Here is a 26,975-nt window from a genome sequence, read left to right as displayed (position 1 = left end):
TACTTTAGCAGGTCGGCGGGCTGGAGCTGCACACAACTTGTTGTGGGACTGGCTATCCAGCCGTCCTGGCATCACCTGCTTGTTCTTCGATTTTGAGATTGCCTGCTCATGAGCCAGGCCCGAACAGCAAACACTAGATTGCTGCCCTGCCACTGGTGTTCAACAAATCACCAGTCGGTTTCAGGGTGGTGGGAGCGGTTCTCTTCGCGGGTGGAGTGTTCATTCTGAGCTGCAAGGGTGAGCTGCGGAGTGCCGATAGCGATGCCCTGCTCCTCAAGGGCGAGGCGTACCCTGAGGCGAAATTCGCGGCCCACGGGCCACTGCTGCAAGGGCCGGGTCTTAATCCAGACGCGCAGCAACATGCCGCTGTGGTGGAGGGCATCGACCCCCAGCACCTCGGGCAGGTCGATGAGTCGTTCGCGCCAGTAGGGCTCGTCGTACATTTTCTGAGACACGTCCTTGAGCAGGCCCAGTGCCCGCTCGATGTCGCTTTCGTAGGCTACCTCGACCGTAAAATCGACCCGCGACCAGTTGCGGGTGAGGTTTTCTACCTGGACGACGGCACTGTTGGGAATGGTGATGAGCCGCCCCTCGCTGGTGCGGATCTGGGTGATGCGCAGGTTGAGGTTTTCGACCAGTCCGGTGGCGGCACCGACGGCGATCACATCGCCCAGGGCGTACTGGTCCTCCCAGAGGATAAGGCAGCCGTTGGCCACGTCTTTGATGATGTTCTGCAGGCCAAAGGTGAGGGCAAAGGCGAGGATACCGCCGATGGCGAGAATCGATGCGACCGGAATGCCGATGAGTCCCAGGGCAAAGGTAATGCCCACGGCGATGACGAGGGAAGTCTTGGTGACTTTGAGCGCCCGCGAAATCGTGGCGATGCGCAGCGACTTGCGCTGGGCGTCGTCGAGGCTAAAAAAGCCATTTTCTTCCCAGACGTTGCCGAAGCGGTCGATGAGCACATCGCCGATGCGGTTGATGAGGCCAGAGGCAAACCAGATAGAGACCAGTAAAAAAGGCACGCTGAGAATCTGCAGGGCCAGCTCCCGCGTCCAGGGAAAAAGGGCCAGAATAAACGACGCTCCAACGATCCAGGTGACGACCAGCGCCGAACTGAGAAGCCAGCTTGCGATCGCCAGCAAACCCCGCCGCCGCTGCAGGGTAAATTGCTGCCGAAAGGCCGCCAGAATCGCCTGCCTACCTGCACCGTCCGCTGCCACTTCTGTCTGTGGCATCGGTTCGGCACCACTTTGCGCCTGACGCTCGGCAAGAACGCGGTCGCGCAACTTTACAAGACCGCGCAACAGCCACAGCCCGACGCTGATCCCCGCGACAACGGCAGTAGCCAGGGCAGCCTGTTCGATCTGCAGCAGCAGTTGCTCCGGCTGGCGCTCCTCTAGCGAGCGCTTCAGCCGTTCGTCCAGTTCGGTGCGCCACTGCTGGGCCAGTTCCTCTGGGGTCAGTCCGTAGTAGTCGGCGTCTTGATCGGTGATCGTGAGAATCTTCAGGGGCTTGGTGTGATAGTCGTCGGTAGCGAAGATGACGATCGCGCCGTTGAGCGTCGAGTAGTAGACGCGCAGGCTGCGCGGATCGAAGTCGGTGCTGCTTGCGGACTGGGGGCGGGGCAACTGCAGGGGGGGCTGGGGGGGGTCGTCGGTTGTAATCGTGATCTTGAGGGGTTTTGGGCTGACGACGCGCTTGAGCTGGGCTTCGATAAGTTCGGCGCGCACCTCCACAGGTACGAGATTGCCGGGGTTGTTGCGGTCGCGGACTGTGGGTGAGACGACAGAAAACAGTTCCCGGCCCTCGAAGCGGACCGGAGCCACCTCGATCGCCCCCAGCCTGCGCACCCCGTCCGGTGCCGCCGTCACCTTCTGCTGCATCAAATTGGGCAGGCTCAACTGGGCTCTGGCCGCAGGTGCCCCGGCTCCGATCAGCATTGCGACGATCAACCAGCCGTAGAGCACTCGCTGGAAAAGTTTCATAAAATCGCGTGCTGCTGCAATCCCGTTTATCGTAGCCTCAAGCGCTTGGCGGCGCAGGCGCAGGCGTGCTACTTTGTCCACATGCCATTTCCTCGCTCCCGTTCCCGGCCTCCGAAGTTGCGTCTACCGCTCGTCTTGAACCGCGAAGAATGCGAGGTGCTCGGGTGTGCCCTGGAGCAAGCGATTGCAGAAGCGGCACCGGGCAGTGACGAGCTGGCTTTGCTGTATACTTTGCTTCGGAAAACCGAGCGCATTGGGCGGAAATTTGCGGATGAGGCAACGCGCTGGGGCACAGACGATCTGGGCGACGATTAGCACCCTTTGCCTCACTTCGAGCCTGCCGGTGATGGCAGCAGATCTCCGTCACGTCAGTGTCATCCTCTGCCTTGTGACGAGAAGTCGTATGCGAATAGTAGCTTCCTACTCGGTCAGAAAGTTAACTTGACAGTGGCCATTTGCTACTAGCTACTATGGGAAGCAGAAATCTTGATAAAGTCTATGACTCTAGCAATTGCCCTTGAACCTGCGCCGATAGAGACCGATTCTCAAGGTGTTGTACGAGTTGCCAAAACTCGTATCACTTTAGACACTGTTGTGACTGCCTTTCTTGAGGGATGTACGCCAGAGGAAATAGGGGAGCAGTATCCATCTTTACAACTGCCAGACATCTACTTGGTTATCGGTTACTACCTTAAACATCGAGGTGAGGTGCATACCTACCTTGCAGAACGTCAGCAGCAGGCGAATTTGATTCGGCAAGAGGCTGAACAACGCTTTAATCCTCTTGGAATACGCGATCGTTTGCTTGCTCGACGCAATGAATCCAAGTAATCTAGATGGCTCGATTCCTGGCTGATGAAAACTTCAATAACCAAATTGTTCGAGGTGTTCTTCGCCAAAACCCAAACACCGACATAATACGTGTTCAAGACGTGGATCTGTCGGGAGTAGACGACCCAGGTGTTTTAGCTTGGGCAGCCGAAGAAGGACGCATTGTTCTGACTCACGACGTTGCTACGATGATCACCTTTGTATACCAACGCATTCAAGCTGGCTTGTCTATGCCCGGATTATTTGAGGTGAATCGTCGTGTCCCAGTAGGTTTAGCGATAGAAGAAATTATCTTGATTGCGGAGTGCAGCATTGAAGGAGAGTGGGAAGGGCAAGTGAGATTTCTCCCTCTACGGTAGGGACAAAGGAAAGGTAGAGAAGATGCTACTAGAGCGGACGCATCAGGCGCAAATTCACAGATGAGACGGCGACGCGCTGGGGCAGTGACGATCTGGGCGACGATTAGCGCCCTTTATCTCAAGTAAGGCTCTGGCAAGCAGCACACAGCAGGCCAGCTCAACTCCTGCATTGCTTTACAGGCTGCGGCTCCCCAGGCGGGGGGCGAGCGCTCACACTGCTGGCTCAGATGCCACCACCACGCCACACATACGCCACCAGCGGGTGCAGTAGGTGGGCAGGGGCTTGCCGGTCACTGTCAGAAATAGACATAGCAGAGCCTGAAGGCTGTTGCGTTGGTAGGCGGATCAGCAGTGTGACCAGAGCCTGGGCCTATGGCACGATGTTGAGCATAGGCGGATGAACCTTTGGACTTTGCTATTACTTGTTCTGCCCGCCTTCCCTTATTGCTGCAAAATCTGAGTTCAAACTGGACAGGCTTCAGCGCGGTCCTCTGATCCGCCAGTTGAGGTCGGTGGTCGTGTTGAGGTTGATCGCCGTGACATAGCTGGTGCCGTTCATCTGCCAGACCTGGTTGTAGCCCTGCTTGGAACCGGTGCCCTGGTAGCGCCAGAGAATGTCGGTCTTCCCGTCACCTGTGAAGTCACCAGTACCAACTATCTGCCAGTTGAGGTCGGTGACAGGGTCGAGGTTGATCGCCGTTACGTAGCTGGTGCCGTTCATCTGCCAGACTTGATTGAGCCCTTGCTTGGAGCCGGTGCCCTGGTAGCGCCAGAGAATGTCAGTCTTCCCATCGCCTGTAAAGTCGTCGGTGCCAACTATCTGCCAGTTAAGATCGGTGGTCGTGTTGAGGTTGATTGAAGAGACGTAGCTGGTGCCGTTCATTTGCCAGACTTGGTTGTAGCCCTGTTTGGAGCCTGTTCCCTGGTAGCGCCAGAGAATGTCGGTTTTGCCATCACCTGTAAAGTCACCAGTACCAACTATCTGCCAGTTGAGGTCGGTGACAGGGTCGAGGTTGATCGCCGTTACGTAGCTGGTGCCGTTCATCTGCCAGATCTGCACATAACCCTGTTTGGAACCTGTGCCCTGATAGCGCCAGAGAATGTCAGTCTTCCCATCGCCCGTAAAGTCGCCGGTGCCGACTATTTGCCAGTTGAGGTCGGTGGTCGTGTTGAGGTTGATCGCCGTGACATAGCTGGTGCCATTCATCTGCCAGACCTGGTTGTAGCCCTGCTTGGAACCTGTTCCCTGATAGCGCCAGAGAATGTCGCTCTTGCCATCACCTGTAAAATCAGCAGGTTTTTGAACCACCGTAAAAGTACCGGCATTTACAGAGCCACCAGCATTGGTAATTTGAATTGGGCCGCTGGTGGCACCGGGGGGAATAGTCACCGTGATCTGAGTATCTGAGTTGATGACAAAGCTAGCAACAGTACCGTTCAGAGTGACCGCACTGGTGCTGGAGAAGCCGCTACCCGTTATAACAACTGTTGAGCCGATTGGGCCGCTAGATACTGAAAGAGCAACAATTACGGGGGGCAAGGGAACATCTACTCGAAAGCTGGGTCCATAGTAAGTAATAGAGTCTGCCGTAGCTGAGACCCTGCCGGTAGCAGCACCAGGAGGAACAGTGGCTTGCAATATTGTTCCATCATTGGGAGCACCAGACGGCACAAATGCTGGTGGACTGCTTTCAATACCAGCATTACCACTAGGATTGAAAAAGGAAATTTTTGCTGGGTTACCGCTTGCAGATTGTTTGAGATTATACCCTCCCACAGATAGTGCGGTGCCAATCTCTCCTTCTGCAGGATTTAAGCCCGTAATGACAACTGCATATGCATTGAAAGAGGCAGGAATACCTACACCCGTAAACGCGATTGGAGCAGAATTGATGGCTACTTCTGGATTGTACAGGACGAACGCTCCAGTCTGCACATTGTTTGCTCCTGAAGTGGGCTTACAAGCTATGGATTGCCAAAGAGCTACACGTTTCGCAGGATTATCAGCGTAACTTATTGTAGATGAACCTATGCTCACACCTGCCGCTGTCCAAAATAATAGATAGGGCGTTGGCCGAAGAAATCCTAAACTGGGAGGTGCAGTCCCAGCTGGTGATGTACCTAAATAATCGAGATACGCCTGAGTCTGGTTTGCACTTGAACCAGAAGAAGGTGTAATAACAGTGCCAGCTTTATATGCTTTAGCATCAAAAAAAGCACTAGTAGGGTATATTTGTGAGTAAGGCATGCCATCCACAACTGCATTGACCACAATGGAGTCAATAGCATCAGGAGTAATAAGCTGACTTATAGTAGTTGGATAGCCTGGAAGAGGTTGACCAAGGGCATTGATATAGGACGCGTAATTAATCGGATATCCTTGACTACCTGCTGCAGATTTTTCCCAAAGCCCCCCAATTGTGGTGTCCCCCGTATCGTAGCTAAGATTTGATGCAAAGGTCACCATATTAGGCTTACTCGTATCAGATTTGCTTACGGGAGTTAAGTTTCCGCACGAGAGAGCATCTGGTGATACTTGTGCAACTACAGGAGGCGTAGCAAAAAGTAGCGAGCACACTGTTGATGCGAACAAAACACTCAAGTTGTTCGTTACTCTTATGAACATTTTACATCTACCTCTCTTCTTGTAATCAAGTCACATTTCAAATCAAACTTGGTTAACTATCAAGTTTCAGGAGAAATGCCTGCTGTGACGTTGTAGAACCAACAATATAGCCGCTGTTGTTAATCGAAGTTGCATCGACGATATTATCCAAATTTGTAACAATTCCTATTTCATTAAGATCAACCATGGTATCATGATACAAGAAACCATAAGTATAATAAGTCCTATTGTCTTCAAGAAGCTTTTGTGAAGTGCCTACTACAAAGCCGTTGTCGTTGATACTCCGTGCGAAACAATTTTGATTTTCAGCTACATCCAAGTACATAATTTTATCTGTGTATATGTCATAGATATAAGCACAGAAACTTGTTTTCTGTCTTGCATAACCAGTAACTAATCCCTGTTCATTTATGTCGAAGGCAAAACTGTCATTGGCTACAATACTTAATGGCTTAACACTACTTTTAGAAGAATATACGAACGCTCTAGCACCTTCATTAGATTGAATGTAACCGACAACTTGATCATTGTTGTTAATAGCAGTGCCGTAGCAAGGATAATCAATATTCTCAGCGACTTGCTTAGTTTCCCAAGTATCGAGATTGAACAACAAAGTCTCTGTAAGCTTATCTGCACTGTATGAGTTAATGACAATATGCCCTTGCTCATTGATTGCTTTAGCGTCGCTTCGAGCATGCTCAAAAACGTTGATGTCGATTAGTTCTCTACTATTGGAGCCATAGAGAAATGCATGATAAACTCCGTCTTCAATTTCTGCACTACCAACAACAAATCCCCTACTATTTATAGCACTAGCTGAACTTTGAAGGCCGCCCAATGTTCCTAGATTAATTAACTTATTACCATCCTGCTTGTACAAAAATGCTCTAGCACAGCCCTCTTCATTCTCGGCATTCCCTACAATATTCCCACTTTCGTTAATTGCAGTAGCGTTGCTTACTCTGCCACCCAGCGTACCTAGGGCTATAGTCTGATGCTTCTTCATTTGATGAGCCTTCCTAAATGTCTAGATGCTACTTTGCCTTGAGTGGCGCTGCTTTTACTACTACATTTCTAACATTTTGAATGAGCTGTCGATAGGGTTGAAAACCATTAACTACCATGACGATTCTTGCTATGGAGCTTGGCAAAGTTGGTGGACTTTGAGCTGCATTATAATGTTTCCCATCCACCTGAACCTCCGCAAACTTTACCTTAAATGCTGATTCTAAATCATCTATTCTTCCCTTTGCTCTAACGATTTTGCGATTTCCTTCTCGATCCATGAAAACAATAGACAGACCCTGCTCTCTTATCCAACCAATTAGGGTGTCGTAATCTTCAAGTGATGGTTCAAAAGATTGGAGAAGTTTCTGTTCTTCCTTTTCAGGTAGCCTGTTACCTAGCTCCATTTGCTTAAAGTATTTCACATAGCCATCGTAGTCCCTTACCTTAACGAAGATGTCAAGGGTTAGCTCATCTGAAGGTGACGCAGCCCCTCGCACTTGAACCTTATCTGAAAACGGTTCAAAACCCGACCTGATTTGTATACGATTTTCCTGAGACCATGCTGCCGTTGGCAAAACCAATGCTAAACCAAGGCAAAGGATGGCACAAAGTCGCTCTGCATTATAAACAACCGAGCGTTTCGGATGATGATAGAGTTCCGTTGACATTATTTTCTCCTCATGATGTTATTATCCACTTATTCGAAAATAGAAACCTAAGAGAAGGTTTTCCTAAAAAATTTCTCTAGAAAACCTTTTTTGACCTCTATTCCAGATTAGGTAAACCCAGCTTAAATGTTCGTTTGAGTAGGAAGCTACATCCTGAATAAGTTTCAGTTTTAGGAAGTCAGGATCAATTGTTGTGAGCATTCATGAGTCAACTCGCCCTGAGCGAAGTGATAGTAACACGGTTTTGGCAGCATTGACAGAAAACTAAAACGCACAAAATATTAAGTTTTGCATGCACGGCTGCTCACCGGGGACTGCCCCTGTTAGAGCGGACATCTCAAGGCACAGTTTCTTGTCCATCTAGACAAGAGTGCTCCCGACTACGACAGCGAAGTCGCCGACATCCAGCAGCCGACCGATAAGGCGAGGATGGCTGATAGCTAGAATTGATCCTACCGGAATGCCCACCAGTCCCAGGGCAAAGGTAACGCTCACGGTGACGATGGCGTAGGTTTTGGTGACTTTCAAGGCTCGCGAAATCGTGGCAATCCGCAGCGACTTGCGCTGTGCGTCGTCGAGCGATACCCGCCACAGCGACAGTGACGAGTTGGCTTTGCTGTATACTTTGCTTCGGAAGACCGAGCGCATTGGGCAGAAATTTGCAGATGAGGCGACGCGCTGGGGCACGGACGATCTGGGCGACGATTAGTGCCCTTTATCTCACTTCGAGCCTGCCGGTGGCGGCAGCACCGCTCCTGGTCCCGACCGACGCGACGGCGGTAGATCTAGCGGGAGGCTGGCATGACCGCTGGACCTTGATTCGCAGCATCGATACGAGCTTGAAGTACCTCAAAAGCCCTGCCGCAGCCGCCGTCTATCCGAGGGAGGGCGTGAGCCGGTCGCGGCTAGCAAGCAGTCTCAAGCACTTTCGTGAAATTCTCAAGACCGCCCCGGATGCCCAGAGTTTCAGCGCCCGCGTCCTCCGGGATTTTCAGCTCTACCAGGTCGATCCCAAGCCCGACAGCCCCGAAGTATTGATCACGGGCTACTATGCGCCGATCTATCGGGCGAGCCTCAAACCGACTGCCACCTTTCGCTATCCGCTCTACCGCAAGCCTGCCGACCTGGTTACCAGTGGCGAGCGCGGCCTCGGTCAGGCGACGGCGCGGGGCATCCAGCCGTATCCGACCCGCTACGAGATCGAAAAACAGAATCTGCTCGCCGGTCAGGAGATTGTCTGGCTCGCCGATCCGCTGGAACGGTTTTTGGTCCATGTCCAGGGCTCAGCCAGACTGCAACTCACCGACGGGACGACCCGCTCGATCGGCTTTGCCGCCAAGACCGACCGGCCCTACCGCAGCATCGGCAAAGCCTTGGTCGAAGACGGCAAGATCCGCCCCGAGGATCTGACGCTCCAGGCGGTCAAAGATTATTTCAAGGCCCATCCCGACGAACTCGAATCGTACCTCTACAAGAACGATTCTTACGTCTTTTTTCGCTGGACCGACGACGGTGGACCCTACGGCAGCCTGGGTTGGCCCGTGACGGCGATGCACTCGGCGGCGATGGACAAGCGCGTCTTTCCGCCGGGGGCGCTGCTTTTTATCCAGGCTGAGCTGCGCGACGGGCCCCTCAGGCAGTTCGTCCTCGATCAAGACACTGGTGCTGCGATCCGGGGCCGGGGCCGGTTGGATCTGTTTGTCGGTACCGGTCCTGAGGCCGAGTACAGAGCCGGGCAGATCAATTCTGCAGCCCGATTGTATTATCTGCTGCTCAAAAACCCGGCAAGTTGATAAGCTAGGAACGCTGTTTTCGGCCCAGGGCCAGACGGGAGAGGTAGTTGACACGCGCCGCCACAAATCCACCTGCACTCGATACGTTCATGCAGGAATTGATGACCATCCAGCAGACGGCATCCAAGCAGATCGCCATCCTCGGTTCGCGCCATGTGCCCCTCGGTCATCAGCAGCTCATCGAGATCTTGAGCTACGCCCTGGCGCTTACCGGCAACCGCATCCTCACCAGCGGTGCCACCGGTACCAACCAGGCGGTGATCCGTGGTGCGGTCCGCGCCGACGCCAACGCGCTTACGGTCATTTTGCCCCAGAGCCTGGCAAGCCAGCCCCGCGAATCGCGCGAACAACTCGAAAACATCATTCATCTGGTCGAACATCCTGAGAACAATCACCTGCCCCTGAGCGAGGCGAGCATCCTCTGCAACCGCGAAATCATCGAGAAGGCGCAGCAGCTCATCTGCTTTGCCTTTCACGATTCAAATGTGCTGCTTGAAGCCTGCCAGTTCGCCGAGGATATGCGCAAGGTCGTCACGCTCTTTTACTTCGATTAGTGCGAGCGGCTCATCGTGCGCAGCAGCGCCTTGAGGGCGCTGTCCTCGGAGGCATTGATCTGGCGATCGAGCATGGCGATGCCGACCGCCCTGGCGAGGGCCAGCGCCGCCACATCCGGCTCAAGGTGGGCCAGGATCTCATCGAGCGGCTGCGGCTCAGCCAGGCAGGCGCGGATGCCAGTGAGGGTCGATTCAGCAAAGCCCAAAGAGACCAGTTGGGGCCTGAGGTGTTCCCAGGGCGGCGTCGGGTCGGGGTTGCCTACCTGGATCATGTGGGCGAGCAGGCGGTGCAGTTGCCGCTCCTGGAAAGCGCTGAGTTGGGCGGTGCCAGTTGGGCTCTCCGTCGGGGCTGAGCGCAACTTGCCCAGGATGTGCTGCCAGTCGTAGAGATCGCAGGCTTCCGGCTTCTCGACGCAAAAGGCGATGTGGATGCGGCTGGTGTCCGGTTCGAGGTGAGTGATCTGGGCGCGGACGCCGATAAATCCCAGCCACTGGGCCAGCAGGTTCATCAACGTCGAGCGCGGTGCCTCCGAGCTGGCGAGCAGCCGAATCTGGGTGTGGACCATCGGTCGAACGATCTGTGAGAGCATCGCTCCCCCTTATGAAAGAACGGTCGAGTGTGCCTCGCCTCTGCAACTTAGGATAACCAAACTGGTCGGCGCTGTTCAGCAGGAGGTCCACGCCAAACCTGTCTTTGGGAAGGTCTGGTTGCCTTCTGTGCGCCCTTCAATAGAAAAATGAACGGCAAGCGCACCAGCCCACCCCGCCAGGATTCAGAATCTGAGCTGGCCGAGCACGTCAGCGAGAGCATCAGTACGCTGGTGGCCCTGCGCCAGGAAGCCGAGCAGGAAGTCAGCCGCCATCAGCGCTTTGCTGAGAAGTTGACCGCTTTTTTGGGTAGACCGGCTTTTTTGTACAGCATCCTGGTCATAATCGGGCTATGGAGCGCGTATAACTTTCTCGCTGCCGGCTTTCATCAGCATCCTATCGATCCGCCGCCTTTTTTTGCGATGGCGACGGCGATCAACGTCGGTGCGCTGGTGATGGCAACGGCAGTGCTGATTACCCAGAATCGCCAGGGCAGGCTGGCGGAGCGGCGCGAACAACTGAGCCTGCAGATCAGCCTGCTCGCCGAGCAAAAGGCCGCCAAGGCGATTGCCCTGCTAGAAGAGTTGCGCCGCGACATCCCGGTTGTCCGCAACCGCCACGATCCCCAGGCGGAGCAGATGCAGCAGCCGACCGATCCGCAGCTGCTCAAAAGCCGACTCGAACAATCGCTCGAAGAAGCGGTACGGCAGGCCGAAAAGGGTGAAACTCCACCAGGAAAATAGCGCTACGGATCGGCAAAGAGGGCGCGAAACTGCTCGAAGGCGGCGAGCAGGGCCAGCCGCTCCGCCTCGCTCAACCGCTCGAAGCGCACCTGGAGATGGGCGATATGGGCTGGAAAGACTTGCTCGAAGAGGGCTTCCCCCTCGGGTGTGAGGGCGACGACAAAGCTGCGGCGGTTGCCCTCCGCCACCCGGCGGTGGACCAGTCCCTTCGATTCGAGGCGATCGACGATGCCGGTGAGTGTGCCCTTGGTGATGAGCGTCTTCTCCCCCAGCCTGCACATGCTCATCCCCCCGGTGTTGCCGAGGGTAGCAATGACGTCGAACTGGGGCGGAGTGAGGCCCAGGGTGCGCACCTGCCGGTCCGAGTAACGGACAAATGCCTGGTAGGCCCGCACCAGCTCGCGCACGACGGGCAGGAGCTTTTGCTGAGCTGCTGCCAGAGACTGGGCAGAGGACATCGTTCTCCTTTGACCGGTGGCAACGATCCTACCGGGATAGGGGGACTTTCGAGCACAAATTACCGTGAGCAGTCAAGATAGAACCAACTGCTCGTGCCGGGAAGTGATGCCAGAGCCTACTAAAATCGAGGCGCTTGAGCTGGAAATTGCTCAGTTGCAGGCCGAGGCGCGCACCCAGGTAGCAGCCGAACAGTACCTGCGCACCCAGCTCGCTCAGGCATTGCGCACGGTAGAGCTGGCCAAAAAGCAATTGCTGCTGCTTGAGATGCAACAACTCGAAATCCAGTCGCTGCGCAATCAGGTGAGTAGCCTCAACCATCAGCTCGCCTTTAGCCAGGAGCGCGAGGAGCGACTCGAACAAAAATTGCGCGCCAGCGAGCAGACTCTCGCCTCCGAACGCCAGGAGCGCACCGTACCAGGAGCCACCTGGAGCGGCAACAGCCCGGCCCTGCCCGCTTTTTTGCGCAAACCGCTCGTTGCGGCAACGGGCGAGGAGCCGGGCGAGAGCGACCGCTAGCTTTCTTTGCTTGCGATCGCCTCGGTGGGTGCAATCCAGCTGCGCCAGAGCACCAGTAGCAGCGAAAGAATCGCCGGTCCCAGGACGATGCCGATCGTACCGAAGGCGAGCAGGCCGCCCAGCACGCCAAAGAAGACGAGCAAAAAGGGAATGCCCGTGCCCTGGCTGATAAAGACGGGCTTCAAGACGTTGTCGATCGTGCCCACGATCAGAGCCCCCCAGGCAAATAGAGCAACGCCCTGCCAGATCTGCCCGTTTGCCCCAAGCCAGACGACGCACGGAAACCAGACCAGCGGCGTTGGAATCTGCAGAATCGATAGCAGTGCTGCCAGGACGCCTAGGATCAAGGCCGCCTGAATTCCGGTTGCCCAAAGCCCAATGCCTGCGAGCACTCCCTGGGCGACACCTGTAAGAATGAGCCCGAGCACCACCGAGCGTACCGTCGTCGCGAGGGGCTCAAGGAGCGCCACCAGCTGCGGCCCCCCTAACCGATCGAGGGCGGCTCGCAGTTGCCGCAGCAGTTCCGGGCCACTCAGATAAAAGAAGAAAACCGTAAAGATGACAAGCGCCAGAGTGACAATTGCACTGCTCACCGTCCGGCCCGCTGTCGCCAGAAAAGTCAAAAGTCGCCCGGCTCCGCCCTTGAGCCCCTCCTGCAATTGAACGAGATCGATCTGGGCCAGCCACTGGCGCAGCGATGTACCCACCAGCGGAATCTGGCCGAGGGTTCTGGCAAAAACACCGTCGTCCGCCTTTAACGATGCCAGGGAGAACACGCCCCCAGTCTGGATCGAGCGGTAAGTGACGAGCGCATCCTGGGCAAGACTGGCAGCGATGAGCACCACCGGCAAGATCACCGCCAGCGACACCAGCGCCGTCATCGCAAGCGACGAGCCGACACCGCGCTTGCCAGAAGAACCCAGCAGCCGCTCATAGACCGGCCAGCTCACCAGCGCCAGAATCGCCGCCCAGAGAATCGCATCTAAAAACGGAACCAGTACCAGAAAGGCACCCCAGAGCAGGAGCGCCCCTACGACGACAATCGCCCACTGTTGTCTGGTCACTCACCGTCCACACTCGCCGCCTCCAGCTTAGACGGCCTGTCTTCTGCCGCTCGGAGGACCACAGATCACCAGCCGAAGGCGCGGGCGACGGTGCCCATGTCCTTGTCACCGCGTCCTGAGCAGTTGACGACGATGAGACAGTCACCTGCAAGCTGGGGGGCGAGGGTTTCGAGGTAGGCGAAGGCGTGGGCGGTTTCGAGGGCCGGAATAATGCCTTCGGTGGCGCTCACCAGTTTTAGCGCTTCGAGGGCCTGCTCGTCGCTGATGGCGTAGTACTCGGCGCGGCCAATGTCTTTGAGGTAGCTGTGCTCAGGTCCGACGCCCGGATAGTCGAGACCGGCGCTGATCGAGTGAGCTTCGAGCACCTGGCCGTCGTCGTCCTGCAACACGTAGCTCATCGCGCCGTGCAGAACGCCGGAGCGGCCAGCGGTGAGGGTGGCAGCGTGTTTGCCGCTCGCTAAGCCCTCGCCTGCCGCTTCGATGCCGATGAGGCGGACGGCGGGTTCATCGACAAAGTCATGGAACAGGCCGATGGCGTTGGAGCCACCGCCGACGCAGGCAAGGAGCACATCTGGCAGGCGGTTGAAGCGCTCCAGGCACTGTCTACGCGTCTCGCGGCCAATTACCGCCTGAAACTCGCGCACCAGCATCGGATAGGGATGGGGACCGGCGGCGGAGCCCAGGATGTAGTGGCTGGTCTCGACGTTCGTCACCCAGTCGCGGATCGCCTCGGAGGTAGCGTCTTTGAGGGTGCCGCTCCCGGCTGCCACAGGCCGCACCTCGGCCCCCAGAAGCTGCATCCGCTGGACGTTGAGCTTCTGGCGCTCGATGTCGCGCACCCCCATGTAGACGATACATTCGAGTCCGAAGCGGGCGCAGACGGTGGCGGTGGCGACGCCGTGCTGACCGGCTCCCGTTTCGGCGATGATCCGGCGCTTACCCATGTGCAGGGCAAGCAGCGCCTGGCCCAGGGCGTTGTTGATCTTGTGGGCACCGGTGTGGTTGAGATCTTCGCGCTTGAGATAGATCTGGGCACCGCCGTAGCGTCCGCTCAGCCGCTCTGCGTAGTACAGAGGGGTAGGCCGACCAACAAAATCGCGCAGGTGAGCCGCTAGCTCACTGAGAAAGGCCGGATCTTGCCTATATTGGTGAAAAGCAGCTTCCAGATGTGCCAGAGCGCTCATCAACGTCTCCGGTACATACTGACCACCGAAGCGCCCAAAGCGGCCCCGCTCGTCGGGGAGAGTGCTGAGTGTCTGAGAGATAACGTAGGTCACAGCCGAAGTAGTTCACAACACATTTAGAATATCCCAGCGCCGAATGTTCAAAGTTGCAAGCTCCACCGATTAAGGCGATAGGATATGCAGTGCAGGCCAGTATCCTTCCCTAGCTGCCAGCCAGATCGGCGGAGTCCGTACCCAGGAAGTTCCCATGTACTATCTCGCCCTAGGTAATCCTGAGAAGCTAGCGGCTCGCCTGGGCGAGCGCTACCAGCAGGTGCGCTCCGGGGTGCTGCCGGTGGTGCGCGATCTTTCTCCCCACCAGCCGCCCCCCAACACCGATGAATCTCCGGCAAGCCATCTGCCGGCGAGTGCTCAGCCCTATCAGCGCCTCAACGATTGGCGCTGGGCTGTACCAGAAGTTTTTACCTTTCTAAATGGTCCCGGTGAGCCCTGCCTGCTGTTGAGCAACGTGCCGGTCGATGACGGAGTGCCCTGGCAAAATTTGATCGAGGGCTGGCGCGAGGCGAACGTGCTGCAGCAGCTAGGCTGGCTTGCTCAGATTGTCAGGCTCTGGGAACCCTGCGTCGCTCAAAAAGTGGCATCGTCGCTGCTTTTGCCCACCAACATTGGCGTGCAGGGCTGGCAGATTCGCCTGTTTTATTTAAAAAGCGACACAGATGGGCAGAGTGTCACTCTAAGCGATCTGGTCGGTTGCTGGCGCACACTGCAGCCCCTCTCCTCGGTACTCGCTTCGCTCATCGTCGCTGTCGAATCGGGTCAGGTCGGCAACGCCTCCGATTTGCTTGAGGCGATCGAGTCGCTTGCGATCCTGGTTGCCTCGGGGCGCATCGCCGAAGTGACGGCTGCCACCGACGTTGGTCGGCGGCGCAAAAACAACGAAGACTGTTTTGCCTACGAGCCGGGCGGGCGCTTTGCCATCGTCTGCGACGGGATGGGTGGTCACGACGGCGGCGAGGTGGCAAGCCGCATGGCCACCGAAAGCCTCGAAAAAGATCTCAAAAATCTGGCCAGCCAGGGACTGACGCCCCGCGAGATCCGTAGTCAGCTCATCGAGACGCTCCAAAAAGCCAACCTGCAGATCTGGGAGGTCAACCAGCAGCAGCGCCGCACCGGTACCGGCAAGATGGGCACAACCGTGGTCGCCTGCTACCAGGACGGAGCCCTGCTGCACGTCGCCCACGTCGGCGATAGCCGCATCTATCTTATTAACCGCAAGCACTGCCAGCAGCTCACCGTCGATCACGACCTGACCCAAAAAGAAATCTCCCGCGCCCACGCCGCAAGTAGCGCCGCCGCCTTGATCCCGACCGGTGGCACTCTCACCCAGGCACTTGGCCTGATGCCCCAGGGCACCCTCCAGCCCGTCGTCCAGAGCTTTGTTCTGCCGGAAGAATGCCTGGTGCTGTTGTGCAGCGACGGATTGTGCGACGGCGATCTGATCGAGCGCCACTGGAAGAGCATTCTGCGGCCCTTCCTCGATCAAGACCTCTCAAGCGCCGCACCTAAGCTCATCGAACTGGCCCTGCGTGAACTTGGCCACGACAACATTACTTTTGTCTTGCTCAAGTATGTTCCCGGTGCGGTCAAAGAGCCTGAGTTGCCGACGGTCGAACTGCCCGAGCGCCCCCAGACGATCGTACCCAAAAGCAGCGAGCCGGCAGAGCCCATCCCGGCAGTAGCAGCGGCAGCACCTCCAGAGATGCCGGTGGCTGCCCCTGCGCCAAAGCCCCTCAGCGTCGAGCGCCCCCGGCCCAAACCCTGGCTGCCCATCGCCGCCGGCAGTATGGCGGCGGTCCTCGCCGGTGCTGTTTTTGTGCTGCCGCGCCTGAGCCGGACCACCGCCCCTGCTCCGGGGGTTATCTCCGCTGCGCGCCCTACTGCCCCAGCTACCGAAACCCGCAGTGCCCCGCCTATCGCTGCAGCTGTCAAAACGCCTGTCCAGCCTCCGGCACCGAAGCCGGCTCCGGTAGCAAAACAGGCACCGCCAACTTCGATCAAGCCAAAATCCGAGCCAGCGCCGACGGGCAGCTCGAAACCGCCGCTTCCCCAGGTGGCAGCCCAGGCCGCTCCGCTCCCTGAGCCGACGCTCAAGCTCGACGAGGGCGTTACGGCAAAAGCCGCCCGCAAGGCCGCGACGATCGTCGATCGCGAGATTGCCACGATCGACCAGGCAACGGTGTCACCGGATCCGCCAAAGGCAACCGACGGGTCTACTACCAGGTCGTCGCGGCGCAAGCAGCGGCGCACCGGGGAACAGCCGGAAAACCCTCTCCAGGAGCGGACTGTCCCCGCTACTGGCCTGGCAGGAACGACCGCTGCTCCGGTAGAAACCGTTCCAGCCCCACCGGCCAGACCGACCGTCGCCGCTCCAGTCCCGGCGGCTACCCCACCGCCCCCGACCAGTTCGAGCACGCCCTAGGACGACGCGCCGAGCACCTGGATCAGTTTGAGCCTTACGATCCGCTCCGGGTCAGTGCGCAGAGCCTCGACGGCTGAGCGGGTCTGGGGGGTGAGTCCGCGCTCGACGAGCATCTGGATGGCGTAGTAGCGCACCACCCAGACACTGTCCTGCAGCGCCTGCAACAAAAAAGGCTCGGTGTCCGGATAGCGGGACAGCCCTTTGACGCAGATGCAGCGCACACCAGGAATGATGTCTGCCTTGAGCCAGTGCTCGTAGGCGGGCCGGGCGCGCGGATCGCCTATGGCTACGAGCGCCTTGAGAGCCCGGTAGCGCGCACCGTAGTCGAGGCCGTCGAGGCTTGCGAGCAACGGCTCGACCGCCGGTGCGCCCACCGCAATCAGGCCATCGACGGCGACATCGTGGAAGGCAGCGTCGTTGAAGCCGATGGCACGAATCAGTGGCCCGGCACCAGCCGGATCGCCGCTTTTGGCAATCTCGCGGACGACACAGAGCAACTCAGCCGGGCTGGAGAGCCGCTCGAACTGTTCGAGCAGCGGTTCGATGGACGTTTTCATACTCCCTATCATCGCCCCTGCCACTTCAAAGCAGCGAGTCGATAAAAGGCAGCACCGCCATCGCTTCCTGCTCGTCCTCCTGGACATCGACCAGTTGCTTGAGTGCTACCAGCTTGAGGGTCGTCGTCACATCGGCTCCGACGATGTGGGGAGCGACCGGCAGATGACCGGTGTCGGCCAGATCGAAGAGAGCCCCCCGACGGATGTGACTGTCGTCGCTCGCCAGTCCTTCGAGGATGATCGCAATCAGACCCGATTCAGCGGTGAGCTGAAAGAGCGAGCGGGCAGCGGCGTAGCGCACCCGCCCGGTAGCGTTGTGCAAAAAAGGCCGAATGAGCGGTTCGGCGGCAGTAGCGCCCAGGTCGCCCAACGCCTCGATGAGCGCCTCGTAGGGCTGGTTGCCGCCCTCGCGCAGCAAAGCCAGAAGCGGCTGTGTCGCCTGCCGGTCCTTAATCCGGGCCAATGCCCAGCAAGCGGCCTCCCGCACGTAGTAGTCCTCGCAGGCGAGAACGGCGACGAGGGCTGCTACGGCGCGGGTGTCGGCGATCCGGCCCAGGGATTCAGCCGCCTTGCGCCGCAGGGGGTAACCACCCAGCTCGGTGCGGTCGGATTCGTCTTCGAGCGCTGCGATGAGCGCCGGAACGGCGCGCCGGTCCTCGAGGTAGCCCAGATACCAGGCGGCGTAGTACCGCTGGCTAGTATCCGGGCCGCTCAGCTGGGCCACCGCTTCCTCAAGGGTGAGGCTGGTATCTGGAGTGATGAGCGACATCGCCTATCAGGTCACTACCGGCTCGACGGAGACCACTTTGCCGCCTTTGTTGCGAATCGCCTGCATCGTGGGCAGCAGGCGGGCGAGCGGCACGGTGACGCTGTAGTTGCTCTGGCTCAGGTTGTCGGTATCGAGGCTATCCGCCGCCGGAAACTGGGCGACGCTAACCTTGAATACCTTGCGTTCCCACTCGTTGTTGGCTGTGATGTTGTTGAACATGGATGCGGTTCTCCCTTAGAAGCAAGGTTCGTCGCTTCTATTTATGATTCTGCCGGTTTGTCCCCTGACGGATAGAGGGTGACCTTCGCAACTTTGCCGCCCAGGCGGCTGAGCTGCTGGATCGTCTGGGACAGACGACTGTAGGGCACCTTGACCGTAGAGTTGCTGGTGCGCAGCCAGCTTTGTTGCAGACCGGTCACCTCGATCAGCACGGTACGGTTGGCGTAATCGCTCGCCGTCGTGTCACCGGTGTTTGCCATGCCAGACATAAGAAAAACACCTCTCGCTCGAAAAACAAAGAAATGGTCCCCGCTGGTCAGGCTACTTCGGAGATGCTGACAATTGTACCACCAGCTTTGTGAATGTTCTGTACCTGGTGCGACAGTTGCTCGTAGTTGACGACGTACTCGATGTTGCTGTAGCGCACGCGAGGCCCGGCGTTCGACTTTGAGACCTGGATACGGAAGCGCTTGGCGGTGTTGCCGGCGGCGGCACTGCCGGGAGCGGGAGCTTTGATCGCAACGGGCAGGTTGGCGGCGAGGGAGGCGATGAGCCTTGCGTCGCTGCCGCCGTCGCTGCTCGCCGCCCCGCGATCGAGGACGAAGGTCCGGTTGAAGACGACGTTCGAGAGACCGATTTGGCTGCGGGTTGCCCGTGGGTAAGGAACGATATTTTCGCCAAAGTTCTGGATGTACTCGTCGCTGTCGATGTATGAGTCGATCTCTGCGTCGTAGCCTTCGTCGTTGTAGAGGCGGACGTGCTGGGAGATCTCGGCTTGATCGATCGGAGCACGGCCCAGCAGGTGCTTGAAGTTGAGTTCGATAAAGCGGTACTGCGAGGTCGATTCAAAGAACAGGGCGCGGTAGAGATCGGATTTGGCGACCAGGCGCACGAACTGGCTGACGGTGATATCGCCGTTGCGCAGCAGTGATTCTGCCGAATCGAGGCGCTCGGATTCCATCAGATGCTCGTTGCCCAGAACCTGCCTGTAGACCGCCCGGATCACCAGTTGCAGGTCGTCCTCGGTAGCATTCGGACGCAACTCGACGATCGGCGAATCGATAGCCCAAAGTGACATGGTGGTTTCTCCTTATTAAAAACGGACGCAGTCGAACGACAGCAGCGCATTCAGGCCGCTGTCAGAGCACCTCGGTGATGCTGACGATCGTGCCGCTGGTGCGGTTGATGCGCTGGATCTGGGCAGTCATGTGATCGCCGGGCACCAGATATTCGACCGTGCTGCGGCGCAGGCGGCCAGTGTACTTTGCTCCGGAGACGACGATGCGGAATAACTTATCGGTGCGGCGGGTGTTCTGGGGCGGCTCGATCTTGTTGGTGCTGTTGGTGGCGAGGGCGTAGACCAGCTGCGACTCTTTGATCGCCTTGTCTGCCTCGGCTCCGCCGCGCAACAAAAGCGACAGGCGGTTGAAGCCCACCTGCTTTTGTCCGGTCTGGCTCACGGTGCGGGGATAAGGCACAGTGTCCTCGCCAAAGGCATCCTGGTATTCGTCGCTGTCGATGTAGCTGTCAATCTCCGCATCGTAGCCCTGCTCGACCGCCAGACGAATGTGCTTCGAGACCTCGGCTTGATCGAGCGGAGCGCGGCCCAGGAGGTGCTTGAAATTGAGTTCGACGAAGCGGTAAGGAGCGGCACTCTCGAAGAACCGGGCCCGGTAAAAATCGGATTTGGCCACGAGGCGCACGAACTCGCGCACGGAGATCTCGCCGCGTTTGAGCTGCGATTCGGGCACGACCAGCCGCTCGGATTCCATCAGGTGGGGATTACCCAGAACCTGCTTGTAGACGGCACGAATGACCGTCTGCACCTCGTCCGGGGAACTATCCGGCGAAAGGTATAGGCCCAGGTCATCGGATGCAACAGCTCCTGTCAAGACTGCCATGATTCGGTTCTCCTAAGTGGACATGGAACGAACACGACAGAATCCCGCGAGGGCCATCTTGACCCCCGCCAGCACTGTCGGTCTGTACACTTGCCTTAGACGATTACGCCACGACCGAGGTGACGTTGAGGATCCGGCCACCCTTGCGCTTGATGGTCTCCATCTCGCTCAGTAACCGGTTGAGCGGCACCACTACGCTGTAGCTGCTGTCGCTCGGATCGTAGGTGTCGAGGTTGGCACCGAGGCCCGGCGAACGGGCGACGGTGATCTTGAGCACTTTGCGGCCCCACTCGGTGTTGGGCGTCAGCACGTTGTACTGGGTGCGATCGGACGTCGGTGCCACGGTGATCGGCAGCACCGGAACGGCCTTTTCGTTGATGATCAAACTGTTGAGGCGCGGGGTAGCGAGGTCAGGGTAGCTGCCCTTGTCGCTGGTCGAGGAACCCCGCAGCAGGCGGAAGATGTGGGTAAATTCGACCATGCTGATGCCCGGCTGGGTGCGATAGCCCCGATAGAAAGGCACCGTGTCCTGTCCGTAAGCTTCCTGGTACTCGTCGCTGTCGAGGTACGAATCGATCTCCGCGTCGTGACCACCGGCGTCAAGGACGCTGCTGTGGTAGGCCATCTCCTTGTAACCGTTGGGAGCACGACCCAGTAGATGCTTGAAGTTGAGTTCGATCGCCCGATAACGCGGCACACTGTAAAGAAACCGCGATTTATACAGTTCGGACTTTGCTACCTGACGGACGAACTCGCGCACCGAAATCTCCCCGCGCTTGAGTTGGGATTCGGGAACAACCAGTCGCTCACTTTCCATTACATAGGCGTTACCGAGAACCTGCCTGTAGACGGCTCGGATGACCGTTTCAACTTCTTCTTTGGAATGGCCGGGCCACAATTCGATAGGGTCTGTGTCTTCAAACAGGCTGATACCAAGCTCAGACGCAGGTCCAATCGCCATGCGCTGCCTCCCTCGCTACACATTTGCTTCTGTATTATTGTTCAATCTTGCAACGGGGATCATCAAAATTTGTAACGTTCTGCACGCATTTTCAGCTGAGATTTACCCCACACTCCTCCCCAATTTGAGGAGGAGTGCAGAGGAAGTGTCTAAACGATCCCACGGCCAGAGCGCAGTAGTTCGTCGGGTTCGACGCGGCGCAACTGACCATTCTGGTTGCGGTCGGTGTCGCTGCCGGCGTCGCCGCCCCACAGTTGGAGCAGGCGGGGGAAGGCTGCCGCCGACTGGCCAATCTGGTACTTGAAACCCCGGTAGTAGGGCACGATGTCTTCGCCAAAAAGCTGCCGGTACTCCTCGCTGTCGATATAAGAATCGATCTCCGCGTCGTAGCCCGCCTTCTGATAGCGGTCGAGATGCTGGGCAATCTCCGACTGGTTGTAGGGAGCGCGGCCCAAAAGATGCTTGAAGGTGAGTTCGATAAAGCGGTTGTTGGAGGTGCTGTGGAAGAAACGGGACTTATACAGTTCGGACTTGGCCAGAAGCCGGACGAACTCCCGCACGCTGATGCTGCCGTTTTTAAGAAGCGACTCTGCCTGAATGAGCCGGTCGGATTCCAGAATGTACGTGTTGCCAAAGACCTGCTTGTAGGCGGCACGGATCACCAGTTGCTTGTCCGCTTCTGTGCTGTTGGGCCGCAGTTCGAAGGGCTGGGCGGGAGCGACGCTGGCGATGCCCAGTTTTTCTTGGGCTTTAGCATCGGCCTGGGCGTCGGCGGCGGGCCGGGTAAAGTACCCTTCTGCCTTTCGCGGTCTGGCAACTTCGACTACGGGCGCTGCGGTCGGCTGGGGAGTGGCGACCGAACCCAGCTCCTGCGCCCACTTTAGGAAGGTTTCAAGCCCATCGCCCACCGTCCCCCCGGCGGCAGCAGCGGAGAGGACAACTCCGGTTTCGATGAGCGGACGGGCGAGGGTGTAGGTGAGCTGGGTTATCTGTCCCTGGCCGCGATCGGTGTCGCTGCCGGCGTCGCCGCCCCACAGCTGCTGCAGTTGCTCGAAGGCTCGGGCGGACTGGCCGGTCTGGTACTTGAAGCCCCGGTAGTAGGGCACGATGTCCTCGCCAAAGGTGCGGCGGTACTCCTCGCTGTCGAGGTAGCTGTCGATTTCTGCGTCGTAACCGGCCTTGTGGTAGCGGCCAAAGTGCTCGGCGATCTCTGCCTGGCTGTAGGGCGCACGGCCCAGCAGGTGCTTGAAATTGAGTTCGATAAAGCGGTTGTTAGAAGCCGGGCGGAAGAAACGGGACTTATACAGTTCGGACTTGGCCAGAAGCCGGACGAACTCCCGCACGCTGATGCTGCCGTTTTTAAGAAGCGACTCCGCCTGGATGAGCCGGTCGGATTCCAGAATGTACGTGTTGCCAAAGACCTGCTTGTAGGCGGCACGGATCACCAGTTGCTTGTCCGCTTCTGTGCTGTTGGGCCGCAGTTCGAAAGTTACAGCCGGTGCGACACTTGTGATCCCCAGCTTGGTCTGCGCCTCCGCGTCGATCCGGGCGGCCTCGGAGGGCACCAGAAAGCGCTGATAGGAAGGCAACTGCAGATTGGACTCGACGACGATCGACTTTTCGGTGTAGTTGCCCTGAGCAATCAAGTCGCGGGCGGCCTCAAGCCAGATATCGGCTACCGTGTCCGGTCCTTTGGCGCTCGGTGCGCTCAAACTGGCGTAGTCGGCTCCGGAAGGCAGATCGGGACGGGTGATGTTGGTGGTGAGCTGGGTGCGCTGACCGCTTTTGTTGCGGTCGGTGTCGCTGCCGGCGTCGCCTCCATAGAGGGTGCGGAAGCGATCGAAGGCCCAGGCGGACTGGCCGGTCTGGTACTTGAAGCTCCGGTAGTAGGGTACGATGTCTTCGCCAAAAAGCTGCCGGTACTCTTCGCTGTCAATGTAGCTGTCAATCTCGGCGTCGTAGCCCTTCTGGCAGTAGAGATCCAGGTGGAAGGAGATTTCTGACTGGTCGTAGGGCGCACGACCCAGCAGGTGCTTGAGGTTCAGCTCGATAAAGCGGTTGTTGGAGGTGCTGTGGAAGAAACGGGACTTATACAGTTCGGACTTGGCCAGAAGCCGGACGAACTCCCGCACGCTGATGCTGCCGTTTTTAAGAAGCGACTCTGCCTGAATGAGCCGGTCGGATTCCAGAATGTACGTGTTGCCAAAGACCTGCTTGTAGGCGGCACGGATCACCAGTTGCTTGTCCGCTTCTGTGCTGTTGGGCCGCAGTTCGAAGGGCTGGGCGGGAGCGACGCTGGCGATGCCCAGTTTTTCTTGGGCTTTAGCATCGGCCTGGGCGTCGGTGGCGGGCTGCACCAGATCTTCCCAGTCGAGGCGGGGCCGCTGGCTCAGTTCTTCGACGTAACCCCGGCCAAACAGATCCCGAGCCATCGATAACCAGAGATCTTCGGTGTCCTCGCTCCGGGACACCCCAGGCCGGACCATGCGCGACATCCGCACGAAAGGTTGAAAAGATGCATCCTGATCGGGTGCCTCAGCCTCGGGCTGAGCTCCTAGGACTGGTGACATGGCACGTTCTCCCTACACTTTGAATTGAAAATCGACAAACAGACAGCCTGCTCGCGTCAATGTTAGCAGTCGCTCTCGTAACACGAAACAGCCTTTGTCTAGTGACCGGCGGCGGCTCGCCGGCGCTCGAGATCAAAAAGAAACCCGTGGATGTACTCTTCCGTCCACTCCGCTCCGTAGAAGCGACGGAACATGCCCCGCGCCGGATCCTTCTCGGCCCGATAGCGCAGGTAGCGCAGCTGCGCTGCCTCGATTGCCCGGAGTCTGTCGGGCTCACTCACCGGCTCCGCCTGCGCGACAAAATCGAGGTAAGCCTCCAGATAATCGCAGAAGGCGGCGAAGACCCGCGTGCGGACCACTTCGGTGTCGCTCGGGCGCGTCCATAAAAAGGCAGGTGAGAAGTAGGGCCGGGCCTCCTCCGGAAAATCGCCTCCCCACTCGAGGTGGACGCGATGCGCCTCGAAGACAGGCAGGATAGGAGCGGTGTAGCGCGCCTGGTAGTCCGGGTCGTCGCGGAACAAAGGCTGCATGTCGAGGGCGATCAGATGCCCCCCCGGCAGTGTCACCAGGTCCGCGCCAAAAAAGGGCAGATCGTAGTGCAGGTGGGGAAAGATCACAAAGTTGAGCACCTGCAGCGCTTTGCCGCCCTGGACGTGGGCAGCGCGGATCTGGCGCAATCTGGCAGAGCAAAAGGCGTGGCTTGTCGTCAACACCTCCTCGCCCCGCACCGTCGCCGCTTTGGACTCAAAACCCGCCGGAATCGGGTACGAAAGCAAGTTCAGCCGCTCGCCCAACCGGGCAAGGGCGTGGTCTAAAAAAGGCTGATAGAGCGTCATGGTGTGACTGCCAGGGGCACGGCATCGGCGAACAAAAATTCGTACAAGAAGCGCTCGGCCCACTCGTGGCCAAAGTAACTGCTAAAAAGTCCCGAGGCCGGGTCGCGCTCGGCGCTGTACTGGTCGTAGTCTCTGTGGGCACAGGTGACGCGCTGCACCGCTTCGGGATGCTCTAAAGGCTTTGCTGCCGCCAGCATCTGCCAGTACAGGTCGAGATAATCTTTGTAGGCGCTAAAAACACGGGTCGCGACGAGATCTGGATCGCCTACGCGCGCAAAGAGCAGGTAGCGCGAGAAGTACTGGTTGGCGTCGTAGAACTTCATCTCGAACGGCTGGGCCAGATCGCTGTAGCGCTCGTAGATCTCGCGCATCGGCTCGATATGGCGGCTCAGGTAGGCTTCGTCGCGAAACAAGGGCTGAAAGTCGAGGACGACCAGGATCTTCTTGCGGTTGAACGACAGCAGATCGATGCCCAAGAGGGGCAGATCGTACTGGTAGGCCGGATAGATGACGCTGTTGAAGACCTGGGCCGCCTCACCGCCATCGATGTAGGTGTAGCGGGCCTTGCGCAACTCCGCCGAGCGGTAGCACCAGCTTTGAATCGTCGTCCGCTGCCTGCCCCGTTCGCTCAGCTGATAGTCGAGCCCGGCAGGAATCGGCAGCGCCTCGAGGGCGAAGCGAGCAAACAGCTCCTGCCGAAGATGTTCCAGGAATGGTTGGTACATGACGGGCGGACGTATCCCAGACTACCGTTTTTGAAGATAAGGGAGGATGTCCTGCCGCGTCCCTTTATTCTCAAAACTAAGCAAAGATCCGTAACATCAGGCGGGCTCGGCGGCGCGCTGCTGCAGTTTCAAGATCGCCTCTGGGGTGAGGCAGCGGCGCTCGGAGCTGTAGGAGATGAGGTTGACGCCGCTCATCAGCCGCACGGTGCCGATGCGCACCCGAAAGTAATCGGTGACGAACCAGCAGCGCTCCTGGCCCTGGTTGTTGGTGTACTCGGTGTCGATGGTGAGCACCCCGTCCTCGGCAAAAAAGTAGCGGCTGATTACGGGCATCTGCTCGACGTAACCCTGGTTGCGCAGCAGTTTGCCGGTGCGCGGATTGTGGGCGTCGGGCAGATCGACGAGCACCGCCGCCCGGCTTGCCCGCTCGTCCTCGTCGTCGAGGTTGTCCCGCCAGCTAAACGCCGCTCCCCCGAGTGCGCTTTGTGCTTCGATCGCCTGCTGCTCGCAGACTGCCTGCACGCGCGGGTCGTCCTTTTCGAGCACCTGGACAATCAGGTTCGATTCCCCCGACTCGTCGGCGACCGCATCGAAGTGATGGACGGTGCGCTGCGAGAACCAGGTGCCCTCGCTGCGGCGAAGGAAGTCCATCATCGTCATCGGCGGCTCAAAGCGCATGGTTCCTTGTACCCGGTTTGGGGGCACCTGCTATCGTACTGAAGCGATGGGCAGGTGTCCATCGGCGCGCTACGATAGCTAGTTGCCGCTCTCTGGCCCTGAAGATGAACGATTCTCCTGAACTTCTTACCTGGCTCAGATCAAATTCGGACCTCTACGGCACAGACCTGCGGGGCAGCCAGCTTGCGGGAGCGGATCTCAGCGGACTGGTGCTGGTGGCAGTCGATCTGAGCGGGGCGAATCTTGCCGGGGCCAATCTGCAGGCAGCCGATCTGCGGGGGGCGAGCCTGGTCGGAGCCAACCTCACAGGGGCCAATCTGACAGACGCCTGTCTGAACCGGGCGGATCTGGAGCGGGCCAATCTGACGGGCAGCGACCTCACGGGTGCCCAGTGGCAGGGCAGCTACTACGACCAGCAGACGATCTGGCCAGGGGACTTTGCTTATAAGACCAGTGGAGCCATCGGTCCTGCCGCCAACTTGAGCGGCGCGTATCTCAATACAGCTGACCTGCGCCGACGCGACTTGCAAAATAGCAACCTGCGGGGCGCGTATCTGAGCGGCGCGGACCTGAGTGGGGCCAATCTCACAGGTGCGATTTTAAGCGCAGCCAACTTGCAGAGGGCGTACCTGGGCGGAGCCTGCCTGCGCAATGCCCGGCTTAACGGCGCGGAGTTGCAGGGGGCTGATCTGCGGGGAGCCGACCTCACCGGCGCGACGCTGAGCGATCTGCCCAGCATCGCCGGGGCAGACTTCAGTGGGGTGCAGGGGCTGGATGGAGCGACGCGATCTGCCCTCAGCAATCGGCCTGCCCGCGAGATCGATACGTGGAACGCTTATACGCGCACGACCACCCGCAAAAGCCTGCAGGTGGCTGTTTCAGTTCAATCTTGAGCTGGA

The 26,975-nt window shown here is 58.3% G+C and carries 29 protein-coding genes; 9 read left to right on the top strand and 20 right to left on the bottom strand.

Annotated elements, in window-relative coordinates; translation table 11 throughout:
* Positions 1-167 precede the first annotated feature (167 nt).
* Entirely contained in the window at positions 168-1,988 is a 1,821-nt protein-coding gene (locus GKIL_RS21095) for a mechanosensitive ion channel family protein (RefSeq protein WP_023175937.1), read from the bottom strand.
* An 81-nt stretch (positions 1,989-2,069) separates the two neighbouring features.
* Between GKIL_RS21095 and GKIL_RS21090 the strand changes: the two genes are divergently transcribed.
* The 3 genes from GKIL_RS21090 to GKIL_RS23975 all read left to right on the top strand — a co-directional run bounded on the left by GKIL_RS21090 (position 2,070) and on the right by GKIL_RS23975 (position 3,178).
* Positions 2,070-2,303, top strand: coding sequence for a hypothetical protein (locus GKIL_RS21090; protein WP_023175936.1), 234 nt, complete (start codon positions 2,070-2,072; stop codon positions 2,301-2,303).
* Between the two features lie 183 nt (positions 2,304-2,486).
* Positions 2,487-2,819 carry a DUF433 domain-containing protein gene (locus GKIL_RS23980; RefSeq protein WP_023175935.1) on the top strand — a complete coding sequence of 111 codons (333 nt, stop codon included), beginning with the start codon at positions 2,487-2,489 and terminating at the stop codon, positions 2,817-2,819.
* Between the two features lie 5 nt (positions 2,820-2,824).
* A complete protein-coding gene (locus GKIL_RS23975; protein WP_023175933.1) occupies positions 2,825-3,178 on the top strand; it encodes a DUF5615 family PIN-like protein in 354 nt (117 codons plus the stop codon).
* A 478-nt stretch (positions 3,179-3,656) separates the two neighbouring features.
* Here GKIL_RS23975 and GKIL_RS25795 read toward each other — a convergent pair whose 3' ends face one another.
* The 4 genes from GKIL_RS25795 to GKIL_RS21075 all read right to left on the bottom strand — a co-directional run bounded on the left by GKIL_RS25795 (position 3,657) and on the right by GKIL_RS21075 (position 8,128).
* A complete protein-coding gene (locus GKIL_RS25795; protein WP_338029150.1) occupies positions 3,657-5,426 on the bottom strand; it encodes an FG-GAP-like repeat-containing protein in 1,770 nt (589 codons plus the stop codon).
* A gap of 430 nt (positions 5,427-5,856) precedes the next feature.
* The gene (locus GKIL_RS23970) at positions 5,857-6,810 is read right to left on the bottom strand and encodes a DUF3466 family protein (RefSeq protein WP_023175931.1); all 954 of its coding nucleotides are present in this window, start codon (positions 6,808-6,810) and stop codon (positions 5,857-5,859) included.
* A gap of 28 nt (positions 6,811-6,838) precedes the next feature.
* Positions 6,839-7,480, bottom strand: coding sequence for a protease pro-enzyme activation domain-containing protein (locus GKIL_RS23965; RefSeq protein ID WP_023175930.1), 642 nt, complete (start codon positions 7,478-7,480; stop codon positions 6,839-6,841).
* Positions 7,481-7,840: 360 nt separating this feature from the next.
* A complete protein-coding gene (locus GKIL_RS21075) occupies positions 7,841-8,128 on the bottom strand; it encodes a hypothetical protein (protein WP_023175928.1) in 288 nt (95 codons plus the stop codon).
* 17 nt (positions 8,129-8,145) lie between these two features.
* Here GKIL_RS21075 and mltA point away from each other — a divergent pair, with 17 nt between their 5' ends.
* A complete protein-coding gene (gene mltA / locus GKIL_RS21070) occupies positions 8,146-9,273 on the top strand; it encodes a murein transglycosylase A (RefSeq protein WP_051382892.1) in 1,128 nt (375 codons plus the stop codon).
* Positions 9,274-9,374: 101 nt separating this feature from the next.
* Positions 9,375-9,827 carry a DNA-processing protein DprA gene (locus GKIL_RS21065; protein ID WP_023175926.1) on the top strand — a complete coding sequence of 151 codons (453 nt, stop codon included), beginning with the start codon at positions 9,375-9,377 and terminating at the stop codon, positions 9,825-9,827.
* Here GKIL_RS21065 and GKIL_RS21060 read toward each other — a convergent pair.
* Positions 9,824-10,417, bottom strand: coding sequence for a hypothetical protein (locus tag GKIL_RS21060; RefSeq protein ID WP_023175924.1), 594 nt, complete (start codon positions 10,415-10,417; stop codon positions 9,824-9,826). The genes GKIL_RS21065 and GKIL_RS21060 overlap by 4 nt on opposite strands.
* A gap of 147 nt (positions 10,418-10,564) precedes the next feature.
* Here GKIL_RS21060 and GKIL_RS21055 point away from each other — a divergent pair, with 147 nt between their 5' ends.
* Positions 10,565-11,158, top strand: coding sequence for a DUF1003 domain-containing protein (locus GKIL_RS21055; protein WP_023175923.1), 594 nt, complete (start codon positions 10,565-10,567; stop codon positions 11,156-11,158).
* Positions 11,159-11,160: 2 nt separating this feature from the next.
* Here GKIL_RS21055 and GKIL_RS21050 read toward each other — a convergent pair whose 3' ends face one another.
* On the bottom strand, positions 11,161-11,616 hold the full coding sequence (locus tag GKIL_RS21050) for a MarR family winged helix-turn-helix transcriptional regulator (RefSeq protein WP_023175922.1): 456 nt from the start codon (positions 11,614-11,616) through the stop codon (positions 11,161-11,163).
* A gap of 106 nt (positions 11,617-11,722) precedes the next feature.
* On the opposite strand from GKIL_RS21050, the gene GKIL_RS21045 reads away from it, so the two are divergent.
* On the top strand, positions 11,723-12,133 hold the full coding sequence (locus tag GKIL_RS21045; protein ID WP_023175921.1) for a hypothetical protein: 411 nt from the start codon (positions 11,723-11,725) through the stop codon (positions 12,131-12,133).
* On the opposite strand, the gene GKIL_RS21040 is transcribed toward GKIL_RS21045, so the two are convergent.
* Positions 12,130-13,197 carry an AI-2E family transporter gene (locus GKIL_RS21040; RefSeq protein WP_023175920.1) on the bottom strand — a complete coding sequence of 356 codons (1,068 nt, stop codon included), beginning with the start codon at positions 13,195-13,197 and terminating at the stop codon, positions 12,130-12,132. The genes GKIL_RS21045 and GKIL_RS21040 overlap by 4 nt on opposite strands.
* Positions 13,198-13,262: 65 nt before the next feature.
* A complete protein-coding gene (gene trpB / locus GKIL_RS21035) occupies positions 13,263-14,474 on the bottom strand; it encodes a tryptophan synthase subunit beta (RefSeq protein WP_023175919.1) in 1,212 nt (403 codons plus the stop codon).
* 154 nt (positions 14,475-14,628) lie between these two features.
* Here trpB and GKIL_RS21030 point away from each other — a divergent pair, with 154 nt between their 5' ends.
* Complete coding sequence (locus GKIL_RS21030; protein ID WP_023175918.1) at positions 14,629-16,860, top strand: protein phosphatase 2C domain-containing protein; 2,232 nt, start codon at positions 14,629-14,631, stop codon at positions 16,858-16,860.
* Here GKIL_RS21030 and GKIL_RS23090 read toward each other — a convergent pair.
* From GKIL_RS23090 to GKIL_RS20970, 11 genes are all read right to left on the bottom strand, one after another.
* Positions 16,857-17,417, bottom strand: a complete 561-nt coding sequence (locus GKIL_RS23090; RefSeq protein WP_051382890.1) for a HEAT repeat domain-containing protein — start codon at positions 17,415-17,417, stop codon at positions 16,857-16,859. The genes GKIL_RS21030 and GKIL_RS23090 overlap by 4 nt on opposite strands.
* 25 nt (positions 17,418-17,442) lie before the next feature.
* Positions 17,443-18,186, bottom strand: a complete 744-nt coding sequence (locus tag GKIL_RS21020) for a HEAT repeat domain-containing protein (protein WP_023175916.1) — start codon at positions 18,184-18,186, stop codon at positions 17,443-17,445.
* 6 nt (positions 18,187-18,192) lie between these two features.
* Positions 18,193-18,405, bottom strand: coding sequence for a phycobilisome linker polypeptide (locus GKIL_RS21015; protein WP_023175915.1), 213 nt, complete (start codon positions 18,403-18,405; stop codon positions 18,193-18,195).
* Between the two features lie 41 nt (positions 18,406-18,446).
* Positions 18,447-18,674 (bottom strand): phycobilisome linker polypeptide, encoded by a 228-nt coding sequence (locus tag GKIL_RS21010; protein ID WP_023175914.1) that lies wholly within the window; start codon positions 18,672-18,674, stop codon positions 18,447-18,449.
* A gap of 47 nt (positions 18,675-18,721) precedes the next feature.
* Positions 18,722-19,483, bottom strand: coding sequence for a phycobilisome rod-core linker polypeptide (locus GKIL_RS21005; protein WP_023175912.1), 762 nt, complete (start codon positions 19,481-19,483; stop codon positions 18,722-18,724).
* A 61-nt stretch (positions 19,484-19,544) separates the two neighbouring features.
* A complete protein-coding gene (locus GKIL_RS21000; protein WP_023175910.1) occupies positions 19,545-20,306 on the bottom strand; it encodes a phycobilisome rod-core linker polypeptide in 762 nt (253 codons plus the stop codon).
* 103 nt (positions 20,307-20,409) lie between these two features.
* Positions 20,410-21,267, bottom strand: a complete 858-nt coding sequence (locus GKIL_RS20995; protein ID WP_023175909.1) for a phycobilisome rod-core linker polypeptide — start codon at positions 21,265-21,267, stop codon at positions 20,410-20,412.
* Between the two features lie 149 nt (positions 21,268-21,416).
* Positions 21,417-23,837, bottom strand: coding sequence for a phycobilisome rod-core linker polypeptide (locus GKIL_RS23085; RefSeq protein WP_023175908.1), 2,421 nt, complete (start codon positions 23,835-23,837; stop codon positions 21,417-21,419).
* 98 nt (positions 23,838-23,935) lie between these two features.
* Positions 23,936-24,673, bottom strand: a complete 738-nt coding sequence (locus GKIL_RS20980; RefSeq protein WP_023175906.1) for a phycoerythrobilin:ferredoxin oxidoreductase — start codon at positions 24,671-24,673, stop codon at positions 23,936-23,938.
* On the bottom strand, positions 24,670-25,398 hold the full coding sequence (locus GKIL_RS20975; protein ID WP_023175905.1) for a 15,16-dihydrobiliverdin:ferredoxin oxidoreductase: 729 nt from the start codon (positions 25,396-25,398) through the stop codon (positions 24,670-24,672). Before GKIL_RS20975 ends, GKIL_RS20980 begins: the two co-directional genes overlap by 4 nt.
* Positions 25,399-25,494: 96 nt before the next feature.
* A complete protein-coding gene (locus GKIL_RS20970; RefSeq protein WP_041244116.1) occupies positions 25,495-26,076 on the bottom strand; it encodes a phycobiliprotein lyase in 582 nt (193 codons plus the stop codon).
* 104 nt (positions 26,077-26,180) lie between these two features.
* Here GKIL_RS20970 and GKIL_RS20965 point away from each other — a divergent pair, with 104 nt between their 5' ends.
* Positions 26,181-26,969 carry a pentapeptide repeat-containing protein gene (locus GKIL_RS20965; RefSeq protein WP_023175903.1) on the top strand — a complete coding sequence of 263 codons (789 nt, stop codon included), beginning with the start codon at positions 26,181-26,183 and terminating at the stop codon, positions 26,967-26,969.
* Positions 26,970-26,975 lie beyond the last annotated feature (6 nt).

This window comes from Gloeobacter kilaueensis JS1 (genome assembly GCF_000484535.1).
GTDB lineage: Bacteria > Cyanobacteriota > Cyanobacteriia > Gloeobacterales > Gloeobacteraceae > Gloeobacter > Gloeobacter kilaueensis.
This window is presented reverse-complemented; position numbering and strand designations above follow the sequence as displayed.